Source organism: Streptomyces microflavus (assembly GCF_014650075.1).
Taxonomy (GTDB): domain Bacteria; phylum Actinomycetota; class Actinomycetes; order Streptomycetales; family Streptomycetaceae; genus Streptomyces; species Streptomyces microflavus.
Genome location: NZ_BMUG01000001.1, coordinates 1,041,319 through 1,060,058, shown reverse-complemented (window position 1 = coordinate 1,060,058; position 18,740 = coordinate 1,041,319). Strand labels below are relative to the sequence as shown.

The 18,740-nt window shown below is 72.6% G+C and carries 17 protein-coding genes and 1 riboswitch; of the genes, 4 read left to right on the top strand and 13 right to left on the bottom strand.

All coding sequences use genetic code 11. The features are described from left to right. Positions 1 to 19: 19 nt before the first annotated feature. The 5 genes from IE264_RS04615 to IE264_RS04595 form a co-directional block, all read right to left on the bottom strand. A complete protein-coding gene (locus IE264_RS04615) occupies positions 20 to 961 on the bottom strand; it encodes an ROK family glucokinase (protein ID WP_015608039.1) in 942 nt (313 codons plus the stop codon). 119 nt (positions 962 to 1,080) lie between these two features. Then, positions 1,081 to 1,566: a DUF5304 domain-containing protein gene (locus tag IE264_RS04610; protein ID WP_032759515.1), complete on the bottom strand. Its 486-nt coding sequence runs from the start codon at positions 1,564 to 1,566 to the stop codon at positions 1,081 to 1,083. A gap of 125 nt (positions 1,567 to 1,691) precedes the next feature. Beyond that, positions 1,692 to 2,885: an ArsA family ATPase gene (locus tag IE264_RS04605; RefSeq protein WP_032759534.1), complete on the bottom strand. Its 1,194-nt coding sequence runs from the start codon at positions 2,883 to 2,885 to the stop codon at positions 1,692 to 1,694. Between the two features lie 5 nt (positions 2,886 to 2,890). Further along, positions 2,891 to 3,340: an SRPBCC family protein gene (locus IE264_RS04600; RefSeq protein ID WP_015608042.1), complete on the bottom strand. Its 450-nt coding sequence runs from the start codon at positions 3,338 to 3,340 to the stop codon at positions 2,891 to 2,893. A 109-nt stretch (positions 3,341 to 3,449) separates the two neighbouring features. After that, complete coding sequence (locus tag IE264_RS04595) at positions 3,450 to 4,259, bottom strand: metallophosphoesterase family protein (RefSeq protein WP_032759516.1); 810 nt, start codon at positions 4,257 to 4,259, stop codon at positions 3,450 to 3,452. A 288-nt stretch (positions 4,260 to 4,547) separates the two neighbouring features. On the opposite strand from IE264_RS04595, the gene IE264_RS04590 reads away from it, so the two are divergent. Beyond that, a complete protein-coding gene (locus tag IE264_RS04590) occupies positions 4,548 to 6,344 on the top strand; it encodes an AMP-dependent synthetase/ligase (protein WP_015608044.1) in 1,797 nt (598 codons plus the stop codon). A gap of 67 nt (positions 6,345 to 6,411) precedes the next feature. Here the strand turns inward: IE264_RS04590 and IE264_RS04585 are convergent, their stop codons facing one another. Then, positions 6,412 to 7,554: a glycosyltransferase family 4 protein gene (locus IE264_RS04585; RefSeq protein ID WP_032759535.1), complete on the bottom strand. Its 1,143-nt coding sequence runs from the start codon at positions 7,552 to 7,554 to the stop codon at positions 6,412 to 6,414. Positions 7,555 to 7,655: 101 nt separating this feature from the next. Between IE264_RS04585 and IE264_RS04580 the strand changes: the two genes are divergently transcribed. Continuing rightward, positions 7,656 to 8,927 carry a glycosyltransferase family 87 protein gene (locus IE264_RS04580; protein ID WP_032759517.1) on the top strand — a complete coding sequence of 424 codons (1,272 nt, stop codon included), beginning with the start codon at positions 7,656 to 7,658 and terminating at the stop codon, positions 8,925 to 8,927. Here the strand turns inward: IE264_RS04580 and IE264_RS04575 are convergent. The 5 genes from IE264_RS04575 to IE264_RS04555 form a co-directional block, all read right to left on the bottom strand. Then, positions 8,903 to 10,168 carry a hypothetical protein gene (locus IE264_RS04575; RefSeq protein WP_078657588.1) on the bottom strand — a complete coding sequence of 422 codons (1,266 nt, stop codon included), beginning with the start codon at positions 10,166 to 10,168 and terminating at the stop codon, positions 8,903 to 8,905. The two genes, IE264_RS04580 and IE264_RS04575, sit on opposite strands and share 25 nt — an antisense overlap. A 63-nt stretch (positions 10,169 to 10,231) precedes the next feature. Continuing rightward, complete coding sequence (locus IE264_RS04570; RefSeq protein WP_032759519.1) at positions 10,232 to 11,260, bottom strand: C40 family peptidase; 1,029 nt, start codon at positions 11,258 to 11,260, stop codon at positions 10,232 to 10,234. 265 nt (positions 11,261 to 11,525) lie between these two features. Next, positions 11,526 to 12,551 carry a C40 family peptidase gene (locus IE264_RS04565; RefSeq protein ID WP_015608049.1) on the bottom strand — a complete coding sequence of 342 codons (1,026 nt, stop codon included), beginning with the start codon at positions 12,549 to 12,551 and terminating at the stop codon, positions 11,526 to 11,528. A 291-nt stretch (positions 12,552 to 12,842) separates the two neighbouring features. Next, positions 12,843 to 14,204, bottom strand: coding sequence for an NYN domain-containing protein (locus tag IE264_RS04560; protein ID WP_015608050.1), 1,362 nt, complete (start codon positions 14,202 to 14,204; stop codon positions 12,843 to 12,845). A gap of 39 nt (positions 14,205 to 14,243) precedes the next feature. Then, entirely contained in the window at positions 14,244 to 14,486 is a 243-nt protein-coding gene (locus IE264_RS04555) for a hypothetical protein (protein ID WP_015608051.1), read from the bottom strand. A 194-nt stretch (positions 14,487 to 14,680) separates the two neighbouring features. Here IE264_RS04555 and IE264_RS04550 point away from each other — a divergent pair, with 194 nt between their 5' ends. Further along, complete coding sequence (locus IE264_RS04550) at positions 14,681 to 15,433, top strand: rhomboid family intramembrane serine protease (protein WP_032759520.1); 753 nt, start codon at positions 14,681 to 14,683, stop codon at positions 15,431 to 15,433. Continuing rightward, on the top strand, positions 15,430 to 15,711 hold the full coding sequence (locus IE264_RS04545; RefSeq protein ID WP_007451244.1) for an Lrp/AsnC family transcriptional regulator: 282 nt from the start codon (positions 15,430 to 15,432) through the stop codon (positions 15,709 to 15,711). The genes IE264_RS04550 and IE264_RS04545 overlap by 4 nt, the downstream gene beginning before the upstream one ends. Positions 15,712 to 15,779: 68 nt before the next feature. Here the strand turns inward: IE264_RS04545 and IE264_RS04540 are convergent, their stop codons facing one another. Both IE264_RS04540 and trpD read right to left on the bottom strand, forming a co-directional pair. Next, positions 15,780 to 17,159: an aminotransferase class V-fold PLP-dependent enzyme gene (locus tag IE264_RS04540; protein WP_015608053.1), complete on the bottom strand. Its 1,380-nt coding sequence runs from the start codon at positions 17,157 to 17,159 to the stop codon at positions 15,780 to 15,782. A gap of 205 nt (positions 17,160 to 17,364) precedes the next feature. Then, a riboswitch (SAM riboswitch) is annotated at positions 17,365 to 17,482 on the bottom strand. A gap of 85 nt (positions 17,483 to 17,567) precedes the next feature. Beyond that, the gene (gene trpD, locus IE264_RS04535) at positions 17,568 to 18,632 is read right to left on the bottom strand and encodes an anthranilate phosphoribosyltransferase (protein ID WP_032759521.1); all 1,065 of its coding nucleotides are present in this window, start codon (positions 18,630 to 18,632) and stop codon (positions 17,568 to 17,570) included. Positions 18,633 to 18,740: the final 108 nt, after the last annotated feature.

Sequence of the window (18,740 nt, the reverse complement as noted above, 5' to 3'; positions counted from 1 at the left end):
GCGTCGTACGAAGCGGTACTCAGCCCTGGCGGGCCAGGTCGGCAGCGCCCACGAGCCCTGCCTTGCCGCCGAGTTGGGCGGCGAGCACCTGGGCGTGCGGCCGCCACTCGCCGCCGATCAGCCAGCGCCGGAACGACTTGCGGATCGGGTCGAGGACCAGCTCCCCCTCGTCCGAGACGCCGCCGCCGACGATGAACGCGGACGGGTCGAACAGCGAGGCGAGGTCGGCCAGTCCGGCGCCGGCCCAGCGGGCCAGCTCACGGAACGAGTCGATGGCCACCGGGTCGCCCTGACGGGCGGCCTCGCTGATGTGCTTGCCCTCGATGCCCTCCACCGTGCCGTCACCGAGACCGAGCAGGGTGGCGGCGTTCTCGGGGGTGGCGTTGGCGCGCTGCTTCGCGTACCGGACCAGGGCGCGGCCGGAGGCGTACTGCTCCCAGCAGCCCTGGCTGCCGCAGCCGCAGAGCAGGCCGTCCGGGACGACCCGGATGTGGCCGAACTCGGCGGCCACACCGAAGCGTCCGCGGCGCAGCTTGTTGCCGATGATGATGCCGCCGCCGAGGCCGGTGCCGAGCGTGATGCAGATGACGTCGTCGTGGCCCTGGCCGGCGCCGAAGCGGTACTCGCCCCAGGCCGCCGCGTTGGCGTCGTTCTCGACCACCACGGGCAGGCCGACACGCTGTTCGACCTTGTCCTTGAGCGGTTCGTGGCGCCAGTTGATGTTGGGCGCGAACAGTACGGTGGCGCGCTTGTCGTCGACGTAGCCGGCGGCGCCGATGCCGACAGCCTCCACCTCGTGGCCCTCGCTCGCCCCGGCCACCGCCGCGCAGATCGCGTCGACGATGCCTTCGGCCGTCGGGGGCGTCGCCACCTTGAACGTCGAGAGGATCCGGCCCTCTTCGTCGACCACTCCAGCCGCGATCTTCGTGCCGCCGATATCGACGCCGATGGTGAGTCCCATGAATCCCTCAGTTTCGGTCGAGCCCCGCTAGGGGCAACCGTACCCGAGGCAGGCCCCGGCCTGGCCGGGACCGGTCGGTCCCGGCCGGTGCGCAACGCGCTCCGGGACGATCTGTCCGGTCAGTCCAGGTCGATGCGTTCGGTGCCCGAGGGGCCTTCGTCACGGCCTTCGTCACGCGGGTCGGACGGGTCGGCGGCGGCCTTCTCCGTGCTCTTCCCGGCGGACTTCGCGGGATCGGCGGCGGTGCGGGTCCAGCGGCTCTCCTGGCCCTCCACCGCGGAGCGGTAGGCGGCCAGCAGCTCGTTGCCCGCGGCGGCGAGGTGGTCGAAGACCTGCGGGTTGCGCTCGATGACGGGTTCGACGGCGGACTTGGCCTGCCGGATGGCCTGCTGGACCGCGCCCTGTGCGGCGATGCCGAGCAGGGGCGACTGGAGCGAGGAGACCTTGTCGGCGACCGCGTCGACCAGCTTGCGCAGCTCCTCGGCGGCGGAGCCGGGCTGCGGGCCGTACTGGGCCCGGCGGCGGGCCTTCTCCGCCGCGAGGTCCTCGGCGCAGGCGTCGGCCCACGCGTCGCCGTCTACGGGACGATCGGTGGCTTCACTCATGGCGGACTCCTGCGGCGCGGGGTGCCGGCCGCCGGCTCCCGGCCGGCCGGACTCGTAACTCGTACCACCGACGTTACCCGAATGGCCGCGGACCGTTCAGGAACCGGGGCGCAGGGGCCGCGGAGTCAGGGGGTGCGCGGCCAGAGTCCGGGGTCGGGGGTGAAGCGGACCCGCAGGACGTCGTCGGTGAGGGCCGCGCCCGAGACGGTGCAGCGGCGCAGGGCGGAGGCGACCCGCACGATGCGGTGGAACGGGCCCACGGTCAGGAGCAGTTCCTCGCCCCTGCGGACCAGGCGCAGGTCTTCCTTCGTCGCGCCGGGCAGCGGCAGGCACCAGGCCAGCACGGACGGGCGGCCCTCCTCGCCCGGCTCCTCCTCGATCCACCAGGGGTCGTCCACCCGGCCGGGTTCCCGCACGTCGGGCGCGGGGACGGCGAGCGCGGCCAGGTCCTCGCCGGACCGGGGGTCGCGGCCCAGGTGGGCGGCCTCGTGGACGGGGAGGTGCGGGGACCGCTCCTCGTGCCAGTGGGCCAGGCACTTCTCCTGCTGGGCGGCGAGAGAGGCGAACCAGGGGTCGGAGGAGTGGCGGGGCAGGACCCGGGAGGCCACCAGCAGGTCGGCGCGGAGCCCGTGCAGGGCGAGGCCGGTGCGGGCGGTGCGCAGGGCGTCCTCGGCGGCGGGTCCGGGCTCGGCGACCAGGCGCAGCGTGGTGGCGCCGTCCTCGATCAGCGCCTGGACGGCGGCCAGCTCCTCGTCCTTGCGGGCGGCGGCCTCGTACAGCCACTGCGCGGGCATCGGGACCCCGGCGAGCTGGGCGAGGACCGGGCGCAGGGCGCGGGCGGCCTGGCGTTCGGCGGGCAGCAGCCGGCGCAGGTAGCGGCGGAGCTGTTCGGGGAGGGCCAGCAGGGCGAGGGCCTCGCCGAGCGGCGGGAGGTCCACGACGAGGGTGTCGTAGCCGCCGGCGGCCCAGTCGCCCGCGGCGGCGCGGTGGAGGGTGTGCAGGAGGGCGAGCTGCGGGGAGCCGGGGAGTTCGGTGAGCTCCTCGCCGTCGAGGCGCCCGGCTCCGACCAGGTCCAGCACGCTGGAAGCGCGCTGCTGGAGCTCGGTGAGTTCGGCGCGGAAGTGCTCGCCGGAGTCGATCCGGGCGTGGTCGAGGCGGTCGGTGACCGGGGCCGGTTCCGTGCCGGCGGGGAAGCCGGGTATGGACTCGGCGGAGACCAGGAGGGTGCGGCTGCCGCTCGCGGCGGCGGCCAGGGCGGTCGCCGCGGCGACGGTCGTACGGCCTGCGCCGCCGGGACCGGTGACCAGGACCGTACGCATCGCCATCAGCTCTGCGGGACGGACTCGACGCGCTTCTTCAGACCGGCGAGCGCACGGTCGATGATGACCTTCTCGGCCTTGCGCTTGATCATGCCCAGGAGCGGGATCTTGACGTCGACGGCGAGCTTGTAGGTGACCTCGGTGCGCTCTCCGCCGGCCAGCGACGCGAGGGCGTACGTACCGTCCAGGGAGCGCAGCATCTGGGACTTGACGAGGGTCCAGCTGACCTCTTTGTCGCCCAGCCAGGTGTACGACAGGACGTGGTCGTCCTTGATGGCTCCGGCGTCCAGGACGAGGCGGACCTGCTGGGCGCGGCCCTGGTCGTCGGTGGCCAGCACCTCGGCCTCCTTGACCTCGCCGGTCCACTCCGGGTAGCGGGCGAAGTCGGCGATCACGCCCATGACGTCGGCCGGTGCCGCCTCGATCGTGATGCTCGAGCTGGTGTGTTCAGCCATCGCCGTGGCCCTCCAGTGCGGTGTAACCGGTCGCGTTCGGCAGAAGCCTGCCGCTGTGCAGGCTATCGCGTGCCCGCCGCGCTCCGGTCCACGCCCCGGGCCCTTCCGGTCACCAGGTCAGCGCCCAGGGCTTCCCGGTGGAGGCGAAGTGACCGACGTTGACGCACTCGGTGGCGCCGATCCGCATACGGCGGACCAACGGCTGGTGAACATGGCCGAAAAGCGCGTATCGGGGGCGGGTGGTGCGGATGGCCTCCAGGAGGGCGCGGCTGCCGCGTTCGAAGCGGCGGGCGACGGTGTCGTACGTCAGCTCGGGAACCTCGGGCGGGATGTGCGAGCAGAGGACGTCGACCGGGCCGAGCGCCTCGACCTTGGCGGCGTACTCCTCGTCGCTGATCTCGTACGGCGTGTTCATCGGGGTCCTGAGGCCGCCGCCGACGAAGCCGAAGACCCGTCCGCCGATCTCCACCCGCTCGCCGTCCAGCACGGTGGTGCCCGGGCGGGCGTACTCGGGCCACAGGTGGGGGACGTCGACGTTGCCGTAGGTGGCGTACGTCGGGGTGGGGAAGGCGGCGAAGAGTTCGGCGTACTGCCTGCGTACCGCGGAGAGGATCTCCGCGTTGCGGTCGCGGCCCGCCCACAGCTCGCGGCCGAAGGCGCGGGCCTCGTCGTAGCGGCGGGCGGTGCGCAGCGCGACGATGCGGTCGGCGTTCGCCTCGCCGAAGAGGTCGGGGAAGATGCCGCGCGAGTGGTCGGCGTAGTCGAGGAAGAGCACCAGGTCACCGAGGCAGACGAGGGCGTCGGCGCCGTCCCCGGCGCGGGCCAGGGCCTCGGTGTTGCCGTGCACATCGCTGACCACGTGGATCCGGGTGGAACGCTGTGCGCCCGGCGCCGGCCCGTCCGCTTCGCTGCCTCGCATGCGGATCACCCTAAAGCGCCCGCCCCCGCGCGGGTAGAGGCGGGTGAACCGGCCGGACCTGCGGTTACTTCCAAGTCGTCGTGCCGGTGGACTACTGTGCGCGAAAGGGCCATTTACCTGTGTGATGCATAAGACATCTGGCCGGAACCCCCTATCGGGAACCTGGTACCGGTGGGTAACGTCCGGGCAGTCCAGCGTGCTCACCCCACTGAGCACCCGCCATTCTTGGACCGCAGCCGGTGCGTCACACAGAGCCGTGGCACCGGAGCCCGATGAGGAGCAGCAGTCTTGCGCGAGTTCAGCCTTCCGGCCCTGTACGAGGTCCCGACGGACGGCAATCTGACGGATCTGATCCGCCGCAACGCCGCTCAGCATCCCGATGTCGCGGTGATGAGCCGCAAGGTGGCCGGTGCCTGGACGGATGTCAGCGCCACCCAGTTCCTGGCCGAGGTGAGAGCCGCCGCCAAGGGTCTGATCGCCTCGGGCGTGCAGCCCGGCGACCGGGTCGCCCTGATGTCGCGCACCCGTTTCGAGTGGGTGCTGCTGGACTTCGCGATCTGGAGCGCGGGCGCGGTGACCGTGCCGGTGTACGAGACCAGCTCCGCCGAGCAGGTCCAGTGGATCCTCGGTGACTCCGGCGCGGTGGCGGTGCTCGTGGAGAGCGACGCGCACGCGGCGGCGGTGGCCTCCGTACGGGAGGAGCTGCCGGAACTCGTACACGTCTGGCAGATCGACGCGGGCGCGGTGGAGGCCCTCGGCAAGGCGGGCGCCGAGGTCTCGGACGAGACCATGGACCTGCGGATGGTCAGCGCCAAGGCGGACGACCCGGCGACCATCGTCTACACCTCCGGCACCACGGGCCGCCCCAAGGGCTGTGTGCTCACCCACCGCAGCTTCTTCGCGGAGTGCGGCAACGTGGTGGAGCGGCTGAAGCCGCTGTTCCGTACGGGCGAGTGCTCGGTGCTGCTGTTCCTGCCCGCCGCGCACGTCTTCGGCCGGCTGGTCGAGGTGGCCTCGGTGATGGCCCCGATCAAGCTCGGCTGCGTCCCCGACATCAAGAACCTCACCGACGAGCTGGCCTCGTTCCGGCCGACGCTGATCCTCGGGGTGCCCCGGGTCTTCGAGAAGGTCTACAACGCGGCCCGCGCCAAGGCGCAGGCGGACGGCAAGGGCAAGATCTTCGACCGGGCCGCCGACACGGCGATCGCCTACAGCCGGGCGCTGTCCACCCCGCAGGGCCCCTCGCTCGGGCTGAAGCTCAAGCACAAGCTCTTCGACAAGCTGGTCTTCGGCAAGCTGCGCGCGGTCCTCGGCGGCAGGGGTGAGTACGCGATCTCCGGCGGCGCCCCGCTGGGCGAGCGGCTCGGCCACTTCTACCGGGGCATCGGCTTCACGGTCCTGGAGGGCTACGGCCTGACCGAGTCGTGCGCGGCCACCGCGTTCAACCCGTGGGACCGGCCGAAGATCGGCACGGTCGGCCAGCCGCTGCCCGGCTCGGTGGTCCGGATCGCGGACGACGGTGAGGTGCTGCTCCACGGCGAGCACCTGTTCACCGGGTACTGGAAGAACGAGTCGGCGTCCGCCGAGGCGCTGGCCGACGGCTGGTTCCACACCGGGGACATCGGCACGCTCGACGAGGACGGCTACCTCGCGATCACCGGCCGCAAGAAGGAGATCATCGTCACGGCGGGCGGCAAGAACGTCGCCCCGGCGGTGATCGAGGACCGCATCCGCGCCCACGCCCTGGTCGCCGAGTGCATGGTGGTCGGCGACGGCCGCCCGTTCGTCGGCGCGCTGGTCACCCTGGACGAGGAGTTCCTGAGCCGCTGGGCCGAGGAGCACGGCAAGCCGGCCGGGTCGACGGCCCTGTCGCTGCGCGAGGACGCGGAGCTGCTGGCCGAGGTGCAGCGGGCGGTGGACGACGGCAACGCGGCGGTGTCCAAGGCCGAGTCCGTACGCAAGTTCCGGATCCTGCCCGCCCAGTTCACCGAGGAGGCGGGCCACATCACGCCGTCGCTGAAGCTGAAGCGGAACGTGGTGGCGAAGGACTTCGCGGACGAGGTGGAGTCGATCTACCGCGCCTGAGCGGTGTGAAGCGGAACGTACGGGAATGGGGCCCGCGCCATGGATGGCGCGGGCCCCATTCCCGTACTCACAGCAAGGTCCTGAGCTTCTCCGCCAGCAGGTCCCAGCGCCACTTCTCCTCGACCCAGGCGCGGCCCCGCTCCCCCATCCGCCGCCGCAGCTCCGGGTCGCCGAGCAGCGTCACGATCCGGTCCGCCGACTCCTCGGCGCTGCCGCCGCGCACCACCCACCCGGTCTCGCCGTCGAGCACCGCGTCCGGGGCTCCGCCCGAGTCCCCGGCCACCACCGGCAGCCCGGTCGCCGACGCCTCCAGGTAGACGATCCCGAGGCCCTCCACGTCGAGCCCGCCGCGCCGGGTGCGGCACGGCATCGCGAAGACGTCCCCGGCCCCGTAGTGCGCGGGCAGCTCCGCCCACGGCACGGGCCCGGTGAACCGCACCGAGTCCTCCACCCCGGTCTCCACCGCGAGGCGCTCCAGGTCCTTGGCGTACGGGCCGCCGCCGACGATCAGCAGCACCGCGTCCGGGATCTGCGCCAGGATCGCGGGCATGGCCAGGATCAGCGTGTCCTGGCCCTTGCGCGGGACCAGGCGCGAGACGCAGACGACCACCGGGCGGTCGGAGAGCCCGAGGCGGGCGCGGACCTTGTCGCCGCCGGAGGCCGGGTGGAAGGTCTTCTCGTCGACGCCCGGCGGCAGCTGCACCATGCGGGCGGCCGCGTCCGGGGTGAGGGCGGCGGCGATCCGGGAGCGGGTGTACTCCCCCAGATAGGTGATCGTGTCCGTGGACTCGCCGATCCTCCGCAGCAGCTGCCGTGAGGCGGGCAGCTGGGCCCAGCCGGCCTCGTGGCCGTGGGTGGTGGCCACCAGCCGCTTCGCGCCCGCGCGGCGCAGCGCGGGGGCCATCAGGCCGAGCGGGGCGGCGGCGCCGAACCAGACGGAGGTGCAGCCGTGTTCGCGGAGCAGGGCGGTGGCCCGGCGGGTGACGCGCGGGGTCGGCAGCAGCATCGTCGTCCGGTCGCGGACCACGGTGAACGGCTGCTCGGCGTCGAAGGCGGCGGTGGCCGCCGTACCCTCCTCTCCGCGCTTCCAGGTGGAGGCGTAGACGACGACCCGGTCGGGGTCCAGGCGCAGCGCCATGTTGTGCAGGAACGCCTGGATGCCACCGGGGCGGGGCGGGAAGTCGTTGGTCACGATCAAGGTCTTGTCCATCGCGGCTGACAGTACCGAACGGCCGCGCTTCACCGCTGACGCCCTCGCCCCCCGGCATCATGGGCCGCCGGACCCAGGTCGGAACGGTGAGGGCGGCGGCGATGACGGGACGACGGGCACCCACCGGCGTACGACTGCTGCCGTACGGACTCCTGCCGTGCGCGGCCTGGGCGCTGACCCGGGCCGCGCTGCTGCTCTGCGTGTTCGGGGTGTTCACCCTGGGCAGCCTCGATGTCACGGTGGACGTGTCGGTGATCTACCGGGGCTGGTACGACGTGCTGCTCACCGGCACGTACCCGCTGCACGACGTCACCTGGCAGTACCCGCCCGGCGCCGCCCTCGCGGTCCTCTCCCCCGCCCTGCTGCCCTTCTGGGAGTACGCGAGCGCCTTCTACGCCCTCGTGCTGCTCTGCGACGCGCTGGTGCTGGGGCTGCTCCTGTACGCGGGGCGGCGGCCGGGGATAAGGGCGGCGGGCGCGTGGGTGTGGATCGTGGGGGTGCCGCTGCTGGGGCCGACCGTGTACGCCCGCTACGACCTGATGGTGACGGCGGTCGCGGTGGCGGCCCTGCTGGCGGGGGTGCGCCACCCGCGGGTGCTGGGGGTGCTGGCCGCGTTCGGGGCGCTGCTGAAGGTGTGGCCGGCGCTGGTGCTGGTGGGGGTCCGGCGGGGGCGGCCGACCCGGGCGGCCTGGTCGGCGGCGGCGCTGACGGCGGCCGGGCTCGGTGTGGGCTTCGCGCTGTGGATGCCGGGGGCGTACGCGTTCCTGGCCTTCCAGCGGGACCGGGGCCTGGAGATCGAGTCGCTGGGGGCGCTGTACTTCCACCTCGCGCGGCACGTCGGCTGGGAGGGGCGGGTGGAGCTGCACTACGGCTCCATGGAGTTCCTCGGCCCGCATGTGGAGCCGGTCTCGACGCTGGCGCTGGGGCTCGCCGTGGTGGCCCTGGGCTGGCTGCTGGTGTGGCGGCTGCGGGCCCGTACGTTCGCGGCCCACACTCCGGCGCAGGCCGCGTTCACGGCGGTGCTGCTGTTCACCACGACGAGCCGGGTGATCAGCCCGCAGTACGTGGTGTGGCTGGTCGGGCTCGCGGCGGTCTGCCTGGCGTTCCGGGGCGGCGGGATGGTGCGGCCCGCCGTGCTGGTGCTGGTCGCGGCGGGGGTGACGGTGCTGGAGTTCCCGGTGTACTTCGCCGAGGTGGTGGCGAGCGACTCGTGGGGCGTGACGCTCCTGTTCGTACGGAACGGGCTGCTGGTGGCGGCCTCCCTGCTCGCCGCGCGGGAGCTGTGGCGGGAGACGGTGCCGGGGGCGCGGTCCGGGCCGGGCGCCGGTGCGCGTGCGGCGCGCGGGGATCAGCCGAGCCGGGAGCTCAGGTAGTCGCGCCAGTCGGCGGTGAACTCCTCGGGCGTCGTGGCGAGCACCGATCCCATCGCCTGCTCCACCGCCCCGTCCCGCCCGGGATGGGCCCCGACGGCCGCGTAGAAGGCGGTCAGCTTCTCCTTGCCCCACCGCTCCGCGATGAGCTCGCAGGCCATCCAGGCGCTCTCGTAGGCCCGGGCGAGCTCGGCGGGGTCGCCGTCGAAGCCGAAGTCCTTGTCGACGGGGAGTCCGACGGGTACGTCACCGGCCCGGACCGCGCCCGTCAGCTCCGGCGCGATGAGGTCGGGGGTGCGGTCCTCCCCCCGGTAGGCGGCCCAGTCGGCGAACCCCTCGGAGAGCCAGACCGGGGTGGCCGCGGAGGTGCTGGTCCGGGTGGCGACGTGGGTCGTCTCATGGGTCAGGACGACCCGCTGGCCGAAGCTGCCGAGCGAGGCGTAGGCCTCGGGGTTGACGATCACCCGGTCCGCGAGGGCCGGTCGCTTCCCGGTGGCACCGGCCTCGCCGGTGGTGACGGCGGCGATCCCCCGGTAGCTGGTCTCAGGGGAGCCCAGGAGCCCCGCCATTGACTCCACGGAGTCCGGGACGAGCACGACCACCCGGCGGGCCCAGGGGCGGGGCCAGGCGTCCGATACGGCGGGTACGGCGAGGTCGACGGTGTCCGCGACCTGGCGCAGCTCCTCCTCGGGCCTTCCGACGCCCAGGACGAGGCTGTGGGCGCCCCGGACGACCTCCACCTCCCCCTGGTGCCAGAGCTGGTCGGAGGCGCCCTTGGCGGGCCGGTCGGCGCTGACGTACCACCGATCCCCGTCCCGCATCAGCTCCAGGGTGCGGCGGGTGGCGATGGGCGCGGTGTCGTACCCGTCGATCCGGTAGCGCAGCTCCACCTCGGTGGTGGCCCACTCGCCGTCCTGCTCGGTGATGTCCTTGACCTCGTACGCCCAGGACTTCAGGGGTACGTCGGCGAGGTTGGCGAGCTCGGTGCGCTGGGCGGCCCGCAGCTTCACGGCGTCGGGGGCGAGGGTGTCGAGGTAGCCCGCCGGGTCCCGGGCGAGGACGGCGGCGGCGCGGCGCTCCAGGGTGGCGTCGATCTCGCGGACGGTGAGGGAGGTGGCGGCGTCCCGGTGGCCGGCCGGGGCCACGCAGGCGGAGGCGGTCAGCAGGGCGGCGAGCACCAGGCCCGCCGCACGCCGACGCCGCTGAGGGCGTCTCCCCCGCGCACCACGTCCTCGTACGGCCACCCTGCCGATCGTACGGTCAGATCCGGGCGGGCGGTCGGCAGGGCGGCCGGATCCGGGCGGTGGTCAGATCCGGGTGACCGAGGAGACGGGCATCATGCCGACGGGGTCGTAGCGGATCGGGGCGCCCGGGTAGGGGGCGTGGATGACCTGGCCGTTCCCCACGTACATGCCGATGTGGCTGGCGTCGGCGCGGTAGGCGACCAGGTCGCCGGGGAGGGCCTGGGAGAGCGGCACCATGCGGCCCGCGTACCGCTGGGCCTGCGAGGTGCGGGGCAGGCTCACCCCGGCCTGGGCGTAGGCCCACTGCATGAGCCCGGAACAGTCGAAGCCGGAGGGCCCGTTGGCGCCCCACACGTAGGGCTTGCCGAGCGCCTGGCGGACGGCGGCCACGGCGGACATCGCGCGGGCCGATCCCGGGGCGACGCCGGAGAGGTCGGGGGCGCCGTCGCGGCCGGAGCGCGAGGCCCGGTCGAAGGAGGCGCGGTCCTCGGCGGGCAGGGAGTTCAGCAACTGCCGGGCCTGGCGGAGCTTGGCCTCGACGGATCTCTTGTGGCGGGTGACGGCGGCCCGGTTGCGCTCCAGCTCGGTGAGGGCACGGTTCGCTTCGGAGCGCGTCTGGGCGACCTTGCGCTGGGCGTGCCGGAGCTTGTCCAGGGTCAGCGCCTGGCGTGCGCCGGCCCGGTCGAGGGCGGCCGCCCGCTCCAGGTAGGTGTCCGGGTCGGAGGAGAGCAGCAGCGCGAGCGCCGGGTCGATGGAGCCGGTGCGGTACTGGGCGCCCGCCATCGCGCCGAGGGAGTTGCGCATCCGGTTGATGGAGTCCTGGCCGCGGGCCGCCGCGTCCTGGGCGCGGTCCGCCTCGCCGCGCAGCCGCTCCACCCGCTCCCCGGCCTCGTTGAAGAGTTCGGTGGCCCGCTCGGCCTCGCCGTAGAGCCGGTCGACGGCGGCCTTGGCGCTCTCGCGGGTGTCCTTCGGGTCGGCGCTCGCCGGGGCCCCGGTCAGCGTCGCGGCCGCGGTGGCGGCTGCCGCCGAGATGACCGTGACGCGGACGCTCCGATTGAGGCCGGACTGTGTGGGACGGCGATGGGACACCACAGGAAGCCGCACTCCCTTCCGCTGACGCAGTTGACGCAGGAACGCGCGGCCCCATGCCGCCCGGGACGGGCGGACCGATGAGCGGGAGCCGCACAGCAGCCAGACAGTAATCGGACGACTACCGGGCGGCCAAAGACCTCGCCGGTGGCGGAAGGGGCGTCGAACAGCGCTGCCCCGCCGGTGACCTCGGTCTCCGGCGGGGCAGGGCGTCAGCGTGGGGTGGGGCGATTCCCTCGTTCGGGCGTCGCTCCGGTCGGGCGTGGCGTCAGATGCGGACGCCGAACTGGAAGGTGCCCATGTAGTCCATCGACTCGTAACGGACGACGGTGCCCGGCTTGGGGGCGTGCAGGATCTGGTTGTTGCCGGCGTAGAAGCCGACGTGCGACAGGCCGTTGAAGAAGACCAGGTCGCCCGGCTTGAGCTGGCTGCGGCCGATCTTCACGCCGTCGTTCTGCTGGGTGTACGTGGTCCGGCTGATGTTGACGCCGGCCTGGGCGAAGGCCCATTGGGTCAGCCCGGAGCAGTCGTAGGAGTTGGGGCCCGAGCCGCCGGAGACGTACGGCTTGCCGAGCTGGGTGGCGGCGGCGCTGAGGGCGGCGGCACCGCGGTTGGACGCGGGGGCCTCGTTGCCGAGCTCGACCCGCTCGCTGGAGGCGCGGCTGGCGCGGTTCTCCTCCTGCTGGATCTTCGCCCGCTCGGCCTGCGTCAGGCTGTTGAGCAGCCGCTGCGCGTCGGCCAGCTTGCCCTGGTACTTCTTCTTGTTCTCGCCGAGCGCCTTGCGGACGTCGGCGAGGTCGCCGAGCTTGTCCTGGGCCTCCTGGCGCTGCTGGGCCAGGGTGCGCTGCTTGGACTGGATCTTCTGCAGCGACTCCGTCTGCTTGACCGTCAGCTGGTCGAGCGCGGAGGCCTGGTCGAGGAAGCTGTCCGGGTCCGAGGCGAGGAAGAGGGCGACCGAGGGGTCGATACCGCCGGAGCGGTACTGCGCGGTGGCGATCGAACCCAGCTCGCCGCGGAGGCTGTTGAGCTCGTCCTGACCGCGGGCGACCTTGTCCTGCAGCGCGTCGACCTGCTTCTTGAGCTTGTCCTGCTGCTCCTTGGCCCCGTTGTACTTCTCGGTGGCCGCCTCGGCCTCGTGGTAGAGCTTGTCGACCTTCGCCTTGACTTCGCTCTTGCTCGGCTTGGGGTCGGCGTGGGCGGCCTGGGAGGACAGGGCCACGGCCGCGGCGGCGGTCGCGGTGAGCACGGTCACGCGGGTGCGGCTCGGCTGCTTGGGACGACGGTGGGACGCCACGAAGGCGAGCTCCTTCTTCCTCGAGCCGCCTACCGGGCTGTGGGGGACAAGATCCCCGGCTCCGTGCAGATCACGGACTAGGCGGTTCCTTCGCTGCCACCCCGGATGGGTGATCTACCGTGCGAAGGTTCGAGGCCTGACCCTAGTGACCATCTTGTGATCAGTTCAAATCCTCACAGGATTTTTCTTGTCACATCAGGCACTTCTTTACTCTCACCGCACCACGTGTAGCGATGACTTGACGGTACGTTCCCAAAAATCCGGCATGCCACACATGTCGTACATCTGTTTCTAGACGCGCGAAAGGCGCTTCAGGAGCAAGACGGACGCGACGGGCCGGGCACCGGCCTTGGCCACCCCGTCCGCGACCTCGCGGTCGGTGGAGACGACCACCACGGGCCGTCCCGGCGGTTCCGCGCGGGCCAGTTGACGGATCAGCTCGTCCGCGGTGACCCCCGCCTTGCTGAACAGCACCCGCACCCCGCGCGGCGGGGCGAGCAGCACCGGAGCGGCCAGTTCGGCGCCGTCGAAGACACAGGTCATCTCGGCGCCGGTCTGCGCGGCGAGCACCGAGAGGCCGCCCAGCAGCCGCAGCCGCTGCTTCTCCAGCGGCATCTGCGGATAGCCGGTCTTGGTGACGTTGTAGCCGTCCACGATGAGATGCGCCTGCGGGAGCGCCAGCAGCTGGTCGAGCAGCGCCGGATCGGTGTCCGAAAGCGCCCTGGCGGCAATGTCCTTGGGCGACATCCGACCCGGCTCCACCGCGTCCACGCTGTCGGCCGGGCGGGCCGTCACCGGGGGCAGGGCCAGCTCGCGCCGGAGCCCGGAGGCCGCGTCCAGGACCGTGTCGAGGAGCAGCCGCAGCCGCATGTCCTCCATCGAGCGCCCCTCGCGGGAGGCCCTTCGGCCCGCCTCCAGGGCCGCCTCGGCCTCACCGAGCCTGCTCTTGAGCCGGCGCGACTCGCTCTCGGCGGCGGAGAGCTGGGCGGCCGCCTCGGCCCGCTGGGCGTCGGCCTCGGCGGTGGAGCGGCGCAGGGCGGCCTCCCCGCGCTTCACCTCGCTCAGTGCGGAGCGCAGTTTGCGGTGGAGCGACTCGGACTCCTTGCGGGCCGCGTCCAGCTCGGTGCGCAGCCGCTCGGTCTCGCTGCGGGTGTGGGCGCGCGCCCGCTCCAGCTCCTCGCGCAGCTGCACCAGTTCGCGCCGGCTCTCCTCGTCCACCCGCTCCGCGTCGGCGCGCTGGACCTCCTCGCCGGCCGCCTCGACCAGCTTGACCCACCCCGTCGGGCGCAGCACATAGGCGGCGGCGGCCACATCGACGGGGTCGGCGGCGGCGGGCGGCGAACCCGCCTCCAGCGCACCGGCCAGCTCCGGCTGGGTCTGGCTCAGCCGCTCACCGATGCGCTGCCGGAAGAGAGGATCGCTCTCCAGGGCGGCGGCCATCGCGTTCCCGGCGAACTTGGCCCGCCGGGTCGGGGTGAACCGGGCATACTGCCGCAACTGGGCGGGGAGTTCGGCGACGGTGAGGCCGCCGAAGGCATCCGAGACCAGGGCGACGACCCGCCGTCGTACACCTTCGGGCAGCGGGCGGTCGAGCGCCTCTGCACCGCCGTCGGCCGCATCGGCCGGTTCGGCGCCGCTGGTCGGCTGATCCACCGTCCGTCACCCCATAGATATGTCTGTCGGTGCGCTCCCTCAGGAGGCGGCACCCGGCCTGTCCACCAGTTCGATCTGGTCCACCGCGTTGCACCAACGGCAGCGGACCGACTCGATGGTCTCACTGACCACCTCCCGCTCCTCGACACTGGACTCACCGGCCAGGTCGAGATGGACGTACTCCACGACCTTGGAGGAGCGCGTCACGTCGAAGCGCGTGAGATTGCCGCACAGGGTGCAGCGCCAGCGGGTCCCGTCGGTCGGCAGGGGAACCGTCGTCATCGTTGCGTCCTCTTTCGTCGTCTGGCGGAGAGCGCGCCGGGCGCGCCGCCGCGTCTCTTCCTGTCCTACGTCAAGGATCTCGCGGTGCGCCGTCGAACTGCGGAATTCCTGGCGTAACCCTACGGCCTCGCGTATAGGCATCGGCACGGCGAGGCGCTCCGTCCCGTTCTCCCCCGGTACGTCATGCTCTGCACATGATCGACGGGCGGCAGTTCGACTGGCGGGCCACGGCCGGGAGGGTCCGGGACAGCGCGGCGGGCGGGGCGCCGGTGACGTACGGGCTGATCGCCCTGTGCTGCGCGGTCTTCCTGATCAGCCCGCTCTCCGGATTCGGCGGCGCCGCCTACGGGAGCCAGGACGCGCTGCTCGCCGCGCAGGCCGGGTACTTCGAGCGGTGGGGGGTGATCCCGGCCGAGCTGTGGGAGGGCTCGGCGCGCGCCCTGCTCACGCCGTTCACCGCGCTGTTCGTCCACGGCAGCTGGCTCCACCTGCTGGGGAACCTGCTCTTCCTGTACGTGTTCGGGGCGATGGCCGAGGAGCGCATGGGCCGGGTGCAGTTCGCCCTCTTCTACGTGGGGTGCGGCTACCTGGCGCTGGTCTGCTACGCGGCGGTGCACGCGGACTCGGGGCAGACGCTGGTCGGCGCGTCGGGCGCGATCTCGGCGGTGCTCGGCGGGTTCCTGTACCTGTTCCCCAAGGCCCGGGTGACCAGCCTGTTCCCGTTCCTCTTCTTCCTGCCGCTGCGCTTCCCCGCCTGGATCGTGCTGGTCTTCTGGTTCGGTCTCCAGTGGGCGGCGGCCCAGGCGGCGGACGCCGGGCCGGGGGTGGCGTATCTGGCACATGTGGCGGGGTTCGCGGCCGGGTTCCTCTACGCCTGGGGGCGCTACCGGGGTGGGGCTAAGGTGAAGGTTCCAGCCACGGCCACCGAGGGAGACAGCCAGCCGTGATCACCGCGATCGTGCTCATCAAGACCAGCGTGGACCGGATTCCGGAGATCGCCGAGGCCATCGCCGCGCTGGACAGTGTCAGCGAGGTCTTCTCCGTCACCGGCACCTACGACCTGATCGCCATGGTCCGGGTCGCCAAGCACGACGACCTCGCCGATGTCATCCCCGGCCGGATCAGCAAGATCCCGGGCGTCGAGGGCACCGACACCCACGTGGCGTTCCGTACGTACTCCCAGCACGACCTGGAAGCGGCGTTCGCCATCGGCCTCGACGCGTAGGGCAAGCCTTTCGGCCGGGGAGGGGCGGTGCGCCCGTCCCCGGCCGAGGTGTTTCCGTACGTCCGTCCTCAGACCTGGGCGGCCGTGCCCCGGTCCGGGACGCAACGGCCGTCCTCGGTGCGGTACTTCCACTGGGCGCCATCGCTGACCAGCTCGGAGACCGCGCGCAGGAACCGCTCGATGTGCTCGTCCGGCGTACCGGCGCCGAAGCTGACCCGGATCGCGTTGAGGGACCGCTCGCCCGGCTCAGCCTCGGGGGCACCGCACTCGCCCGGGTCCTGCGGGTCGCTGCCGAGGAGGGTGCGCACCAGCGGGTGGGCGCAGAAGAGGCCGTCGCGGACGCCGATGCCGTACTCCGCGGAGAGAGCGGCGGCGAAGTGCGAGCTGTTCCAGCCGCGCACCACGAAGGAGATGACGCCGACCCGGGGGGCGTCGTCGCCGAAAAGCGAGAGCACCTGGACCTCGGGGACCTCGGCGAGCCCCTCGCGGACCCGGCTCACCAGCTCCTGCTCCCGGGCGACCAGGTTGTCGAAGCCCGCCTCGGTCAGGGCCTTGCAGGCGGAGGCGATGGAGTAGACGCCGATCACGTTGGGCGAGCCGGCCTCGTGGCGGGCGGCCGTGGTGTGCCAGTCGACGTCCACGCCGCCGTCGGCGCGCCGGGCGACCTTGCGGGAGGCGCCGCCGCCGGCGAGGTACGGCTCGGCCGCCAGCAGCCAGTCGGAGCGGCCGGCCAGGACGCCGGAGCCGAAGGGCGCGTACAGCTTGTGGCCGGAGAACGCGACCCAGTCGACGTCCAGTTCGGCGATGTCCACCGGGTGGTGCGGGGCGAGCTGGGCGGCGTCCAGGACGATCCGGGCACCGTGTGCGTGGGCGGCGGCGGCCAGTTCCTTCACCGGCCACAGCTCGCCGGTCACGTTGGAGGCGCCGGTGACGCAGACCAGGGCGGGGCCGTACGGGTCGCGGTCGGCGAGCGCCCGCTCCAGGGTCTCGACGGCCTGGGCCGGGGTGCGGGGCGCGTTGAGGTAGGTGACCTGGGCGTCGCGCCAGGGCAGCAGGGAGGCGTGGTGCTCGGTCTCGAAGACGAAGACCTGGCAGCCGGCCGGGATCGCGGCGGCCAGCAGGTTGAGGGAGTCGGTCGTCGAGCGGGTGAAGACCACCTGGTCGTCCGCGCGGCAGCCGAGGAACTCCGCGACGGTGCGGCGGCTGTTCTCGAAGAGGTCGGTGGAGAGCTGCGAGAGGTATCCGGCACCGCGGTGGACGCTGCCGTAGTACGGGGCGTACGCGGCGACGTCGTCCCAGACCCGCTGGAGGGCCGGGGCGCTGGCGGCGTAGTCGAGTGCGGCGTAGGTGACTTCACCGCCGGTGACGAGCGGAACGGTGACATCCTGGCCCAGAACGGGCAGCGGGGCACAAACCGACGGGTCGATGGCAGCGGTGGAGACAGACATGGCGAACTCCCGTAAAAGGCAGGCGAAATCCGGCGCCGGCGGGTACGCGGCAGCGCAGGAGAGGGAAGGAAAAGGGGTGCGCTGAAGAAGGGCGTTCAGCCCGGGGCAGGAAAAGCCCTGGGACGAGCCCTAACGCATTCGCTTGCTCACAAGAGGCTCCCTAGGGACCAGGACCCCGGGGGCTGGCGTCCACTGGACGCCGAGGGGCCCGCGCTTGCCGCAGACCTCGCTGCCTACGGCCTGGTCTTCACCCGGGGCACCCCGCCACGGACGGAGGGTTGCCGGACAGCGGGCCGGGGCCGTAGTCGCTGTCACTCATGACCTGCGCAGCATCTTGCCATATGTATGCAGACGCGCAAGGGCGCAGTCCGGCATCCGGACTGCGCCCTACGTCACACTCTGCGTCCCTCAGGCGTTACTGGCCGCCACCCACCGTTCCAGGGCGCGTTTGGCCGCCCCGGAGTCGATGGCCTCGGCCGCGACGAGGATCTTCGCCGCGATCTGCTCGGTCAGCGTGCCCGGTCCCGGGTCGAGCGCGACCAGCGCCGCCGCCGAGTTGAGCAGCACCGCCTCGCGTACCGCGCCGCCCTCGCCGTCCAGCAGGCGGCGGGCCACATCGGCGTTGTACGAGGCGTCGGCGCCGCGCAGCGCCTCCACAGGGACCAGCGGGAGGCCCACGTCGCGCGGGTCGAAGGGCTCCTCGCGCACCGTGCCGTCACGGACCACCCAGACCCGCGAGGTGGCGGTGGTGGTCAGCTCGTCGAGGCCGTCGTCGCCGCGGAAGACGAGCGCCGAGTTGCCGCGTTCCGCGAGGACGCCCGCGACGATGGGCGCCATCTTGGCGTCGGCCACGCCGATGGCCTGGGAGCGCACCTGGGCCGGGTTGGTGAGGGGGCCCAGGATGTTGAACGTGGTCTGCGCACCGAGCTCCCTGCGGGCCTTGGCGGCGTGCCGCAGGGCGGGGTGGAACTTCACGGCGAAGCAGAAGGTGATGCCCGCCGCCTCGGCGACCTCGACCACCCGTTGCGGGGTCAGCTCCAGGTTGACGCCGAGCTTCTCCAGTACGTCGGAGGAGCCGCTCGCCGAGGAGGCGGCCCGGTTGCCGTGCTTGACGACCTTGGCGCCGGTCCCGGCGATGACGATCGCGGACATGGTCGAGATGTTGACCGTCTTGGCGAGGTCGCCGCCGGTGCCAACGATGTCGACGGTGCGGCCCGGCACATGGATGGTGTTGGCGTGCGCGTACATCGCGCGCACCAGACCGGTGACCTCCTCGACGGTCTCGCCCTTGGCCCGCAGCGCCACCGCGAAGCCGGCGATCTGCGCGTCGGTCGCCTCGCCGCTCATGATGCGGTCCATCGCCCAGGCGGTCTCGTCGGAGGAGAGGTTCTCGCCGCGCAGCAGGGGGTTCAGCAGGCCGGGCCAGGAACGGTCCGCCACGCTGTCGCCGCCGTTCGGGGTCACAACGTTCATGGTCCGCTCCAGGGGTCCACAGCCGGTAAAGAGTCGGCTCCACCCTATCCAGCCGCCGGGACCGCGAAGAGCCCCGTCCATCGAATGGACGGGGCTCCCGCTGTGGCG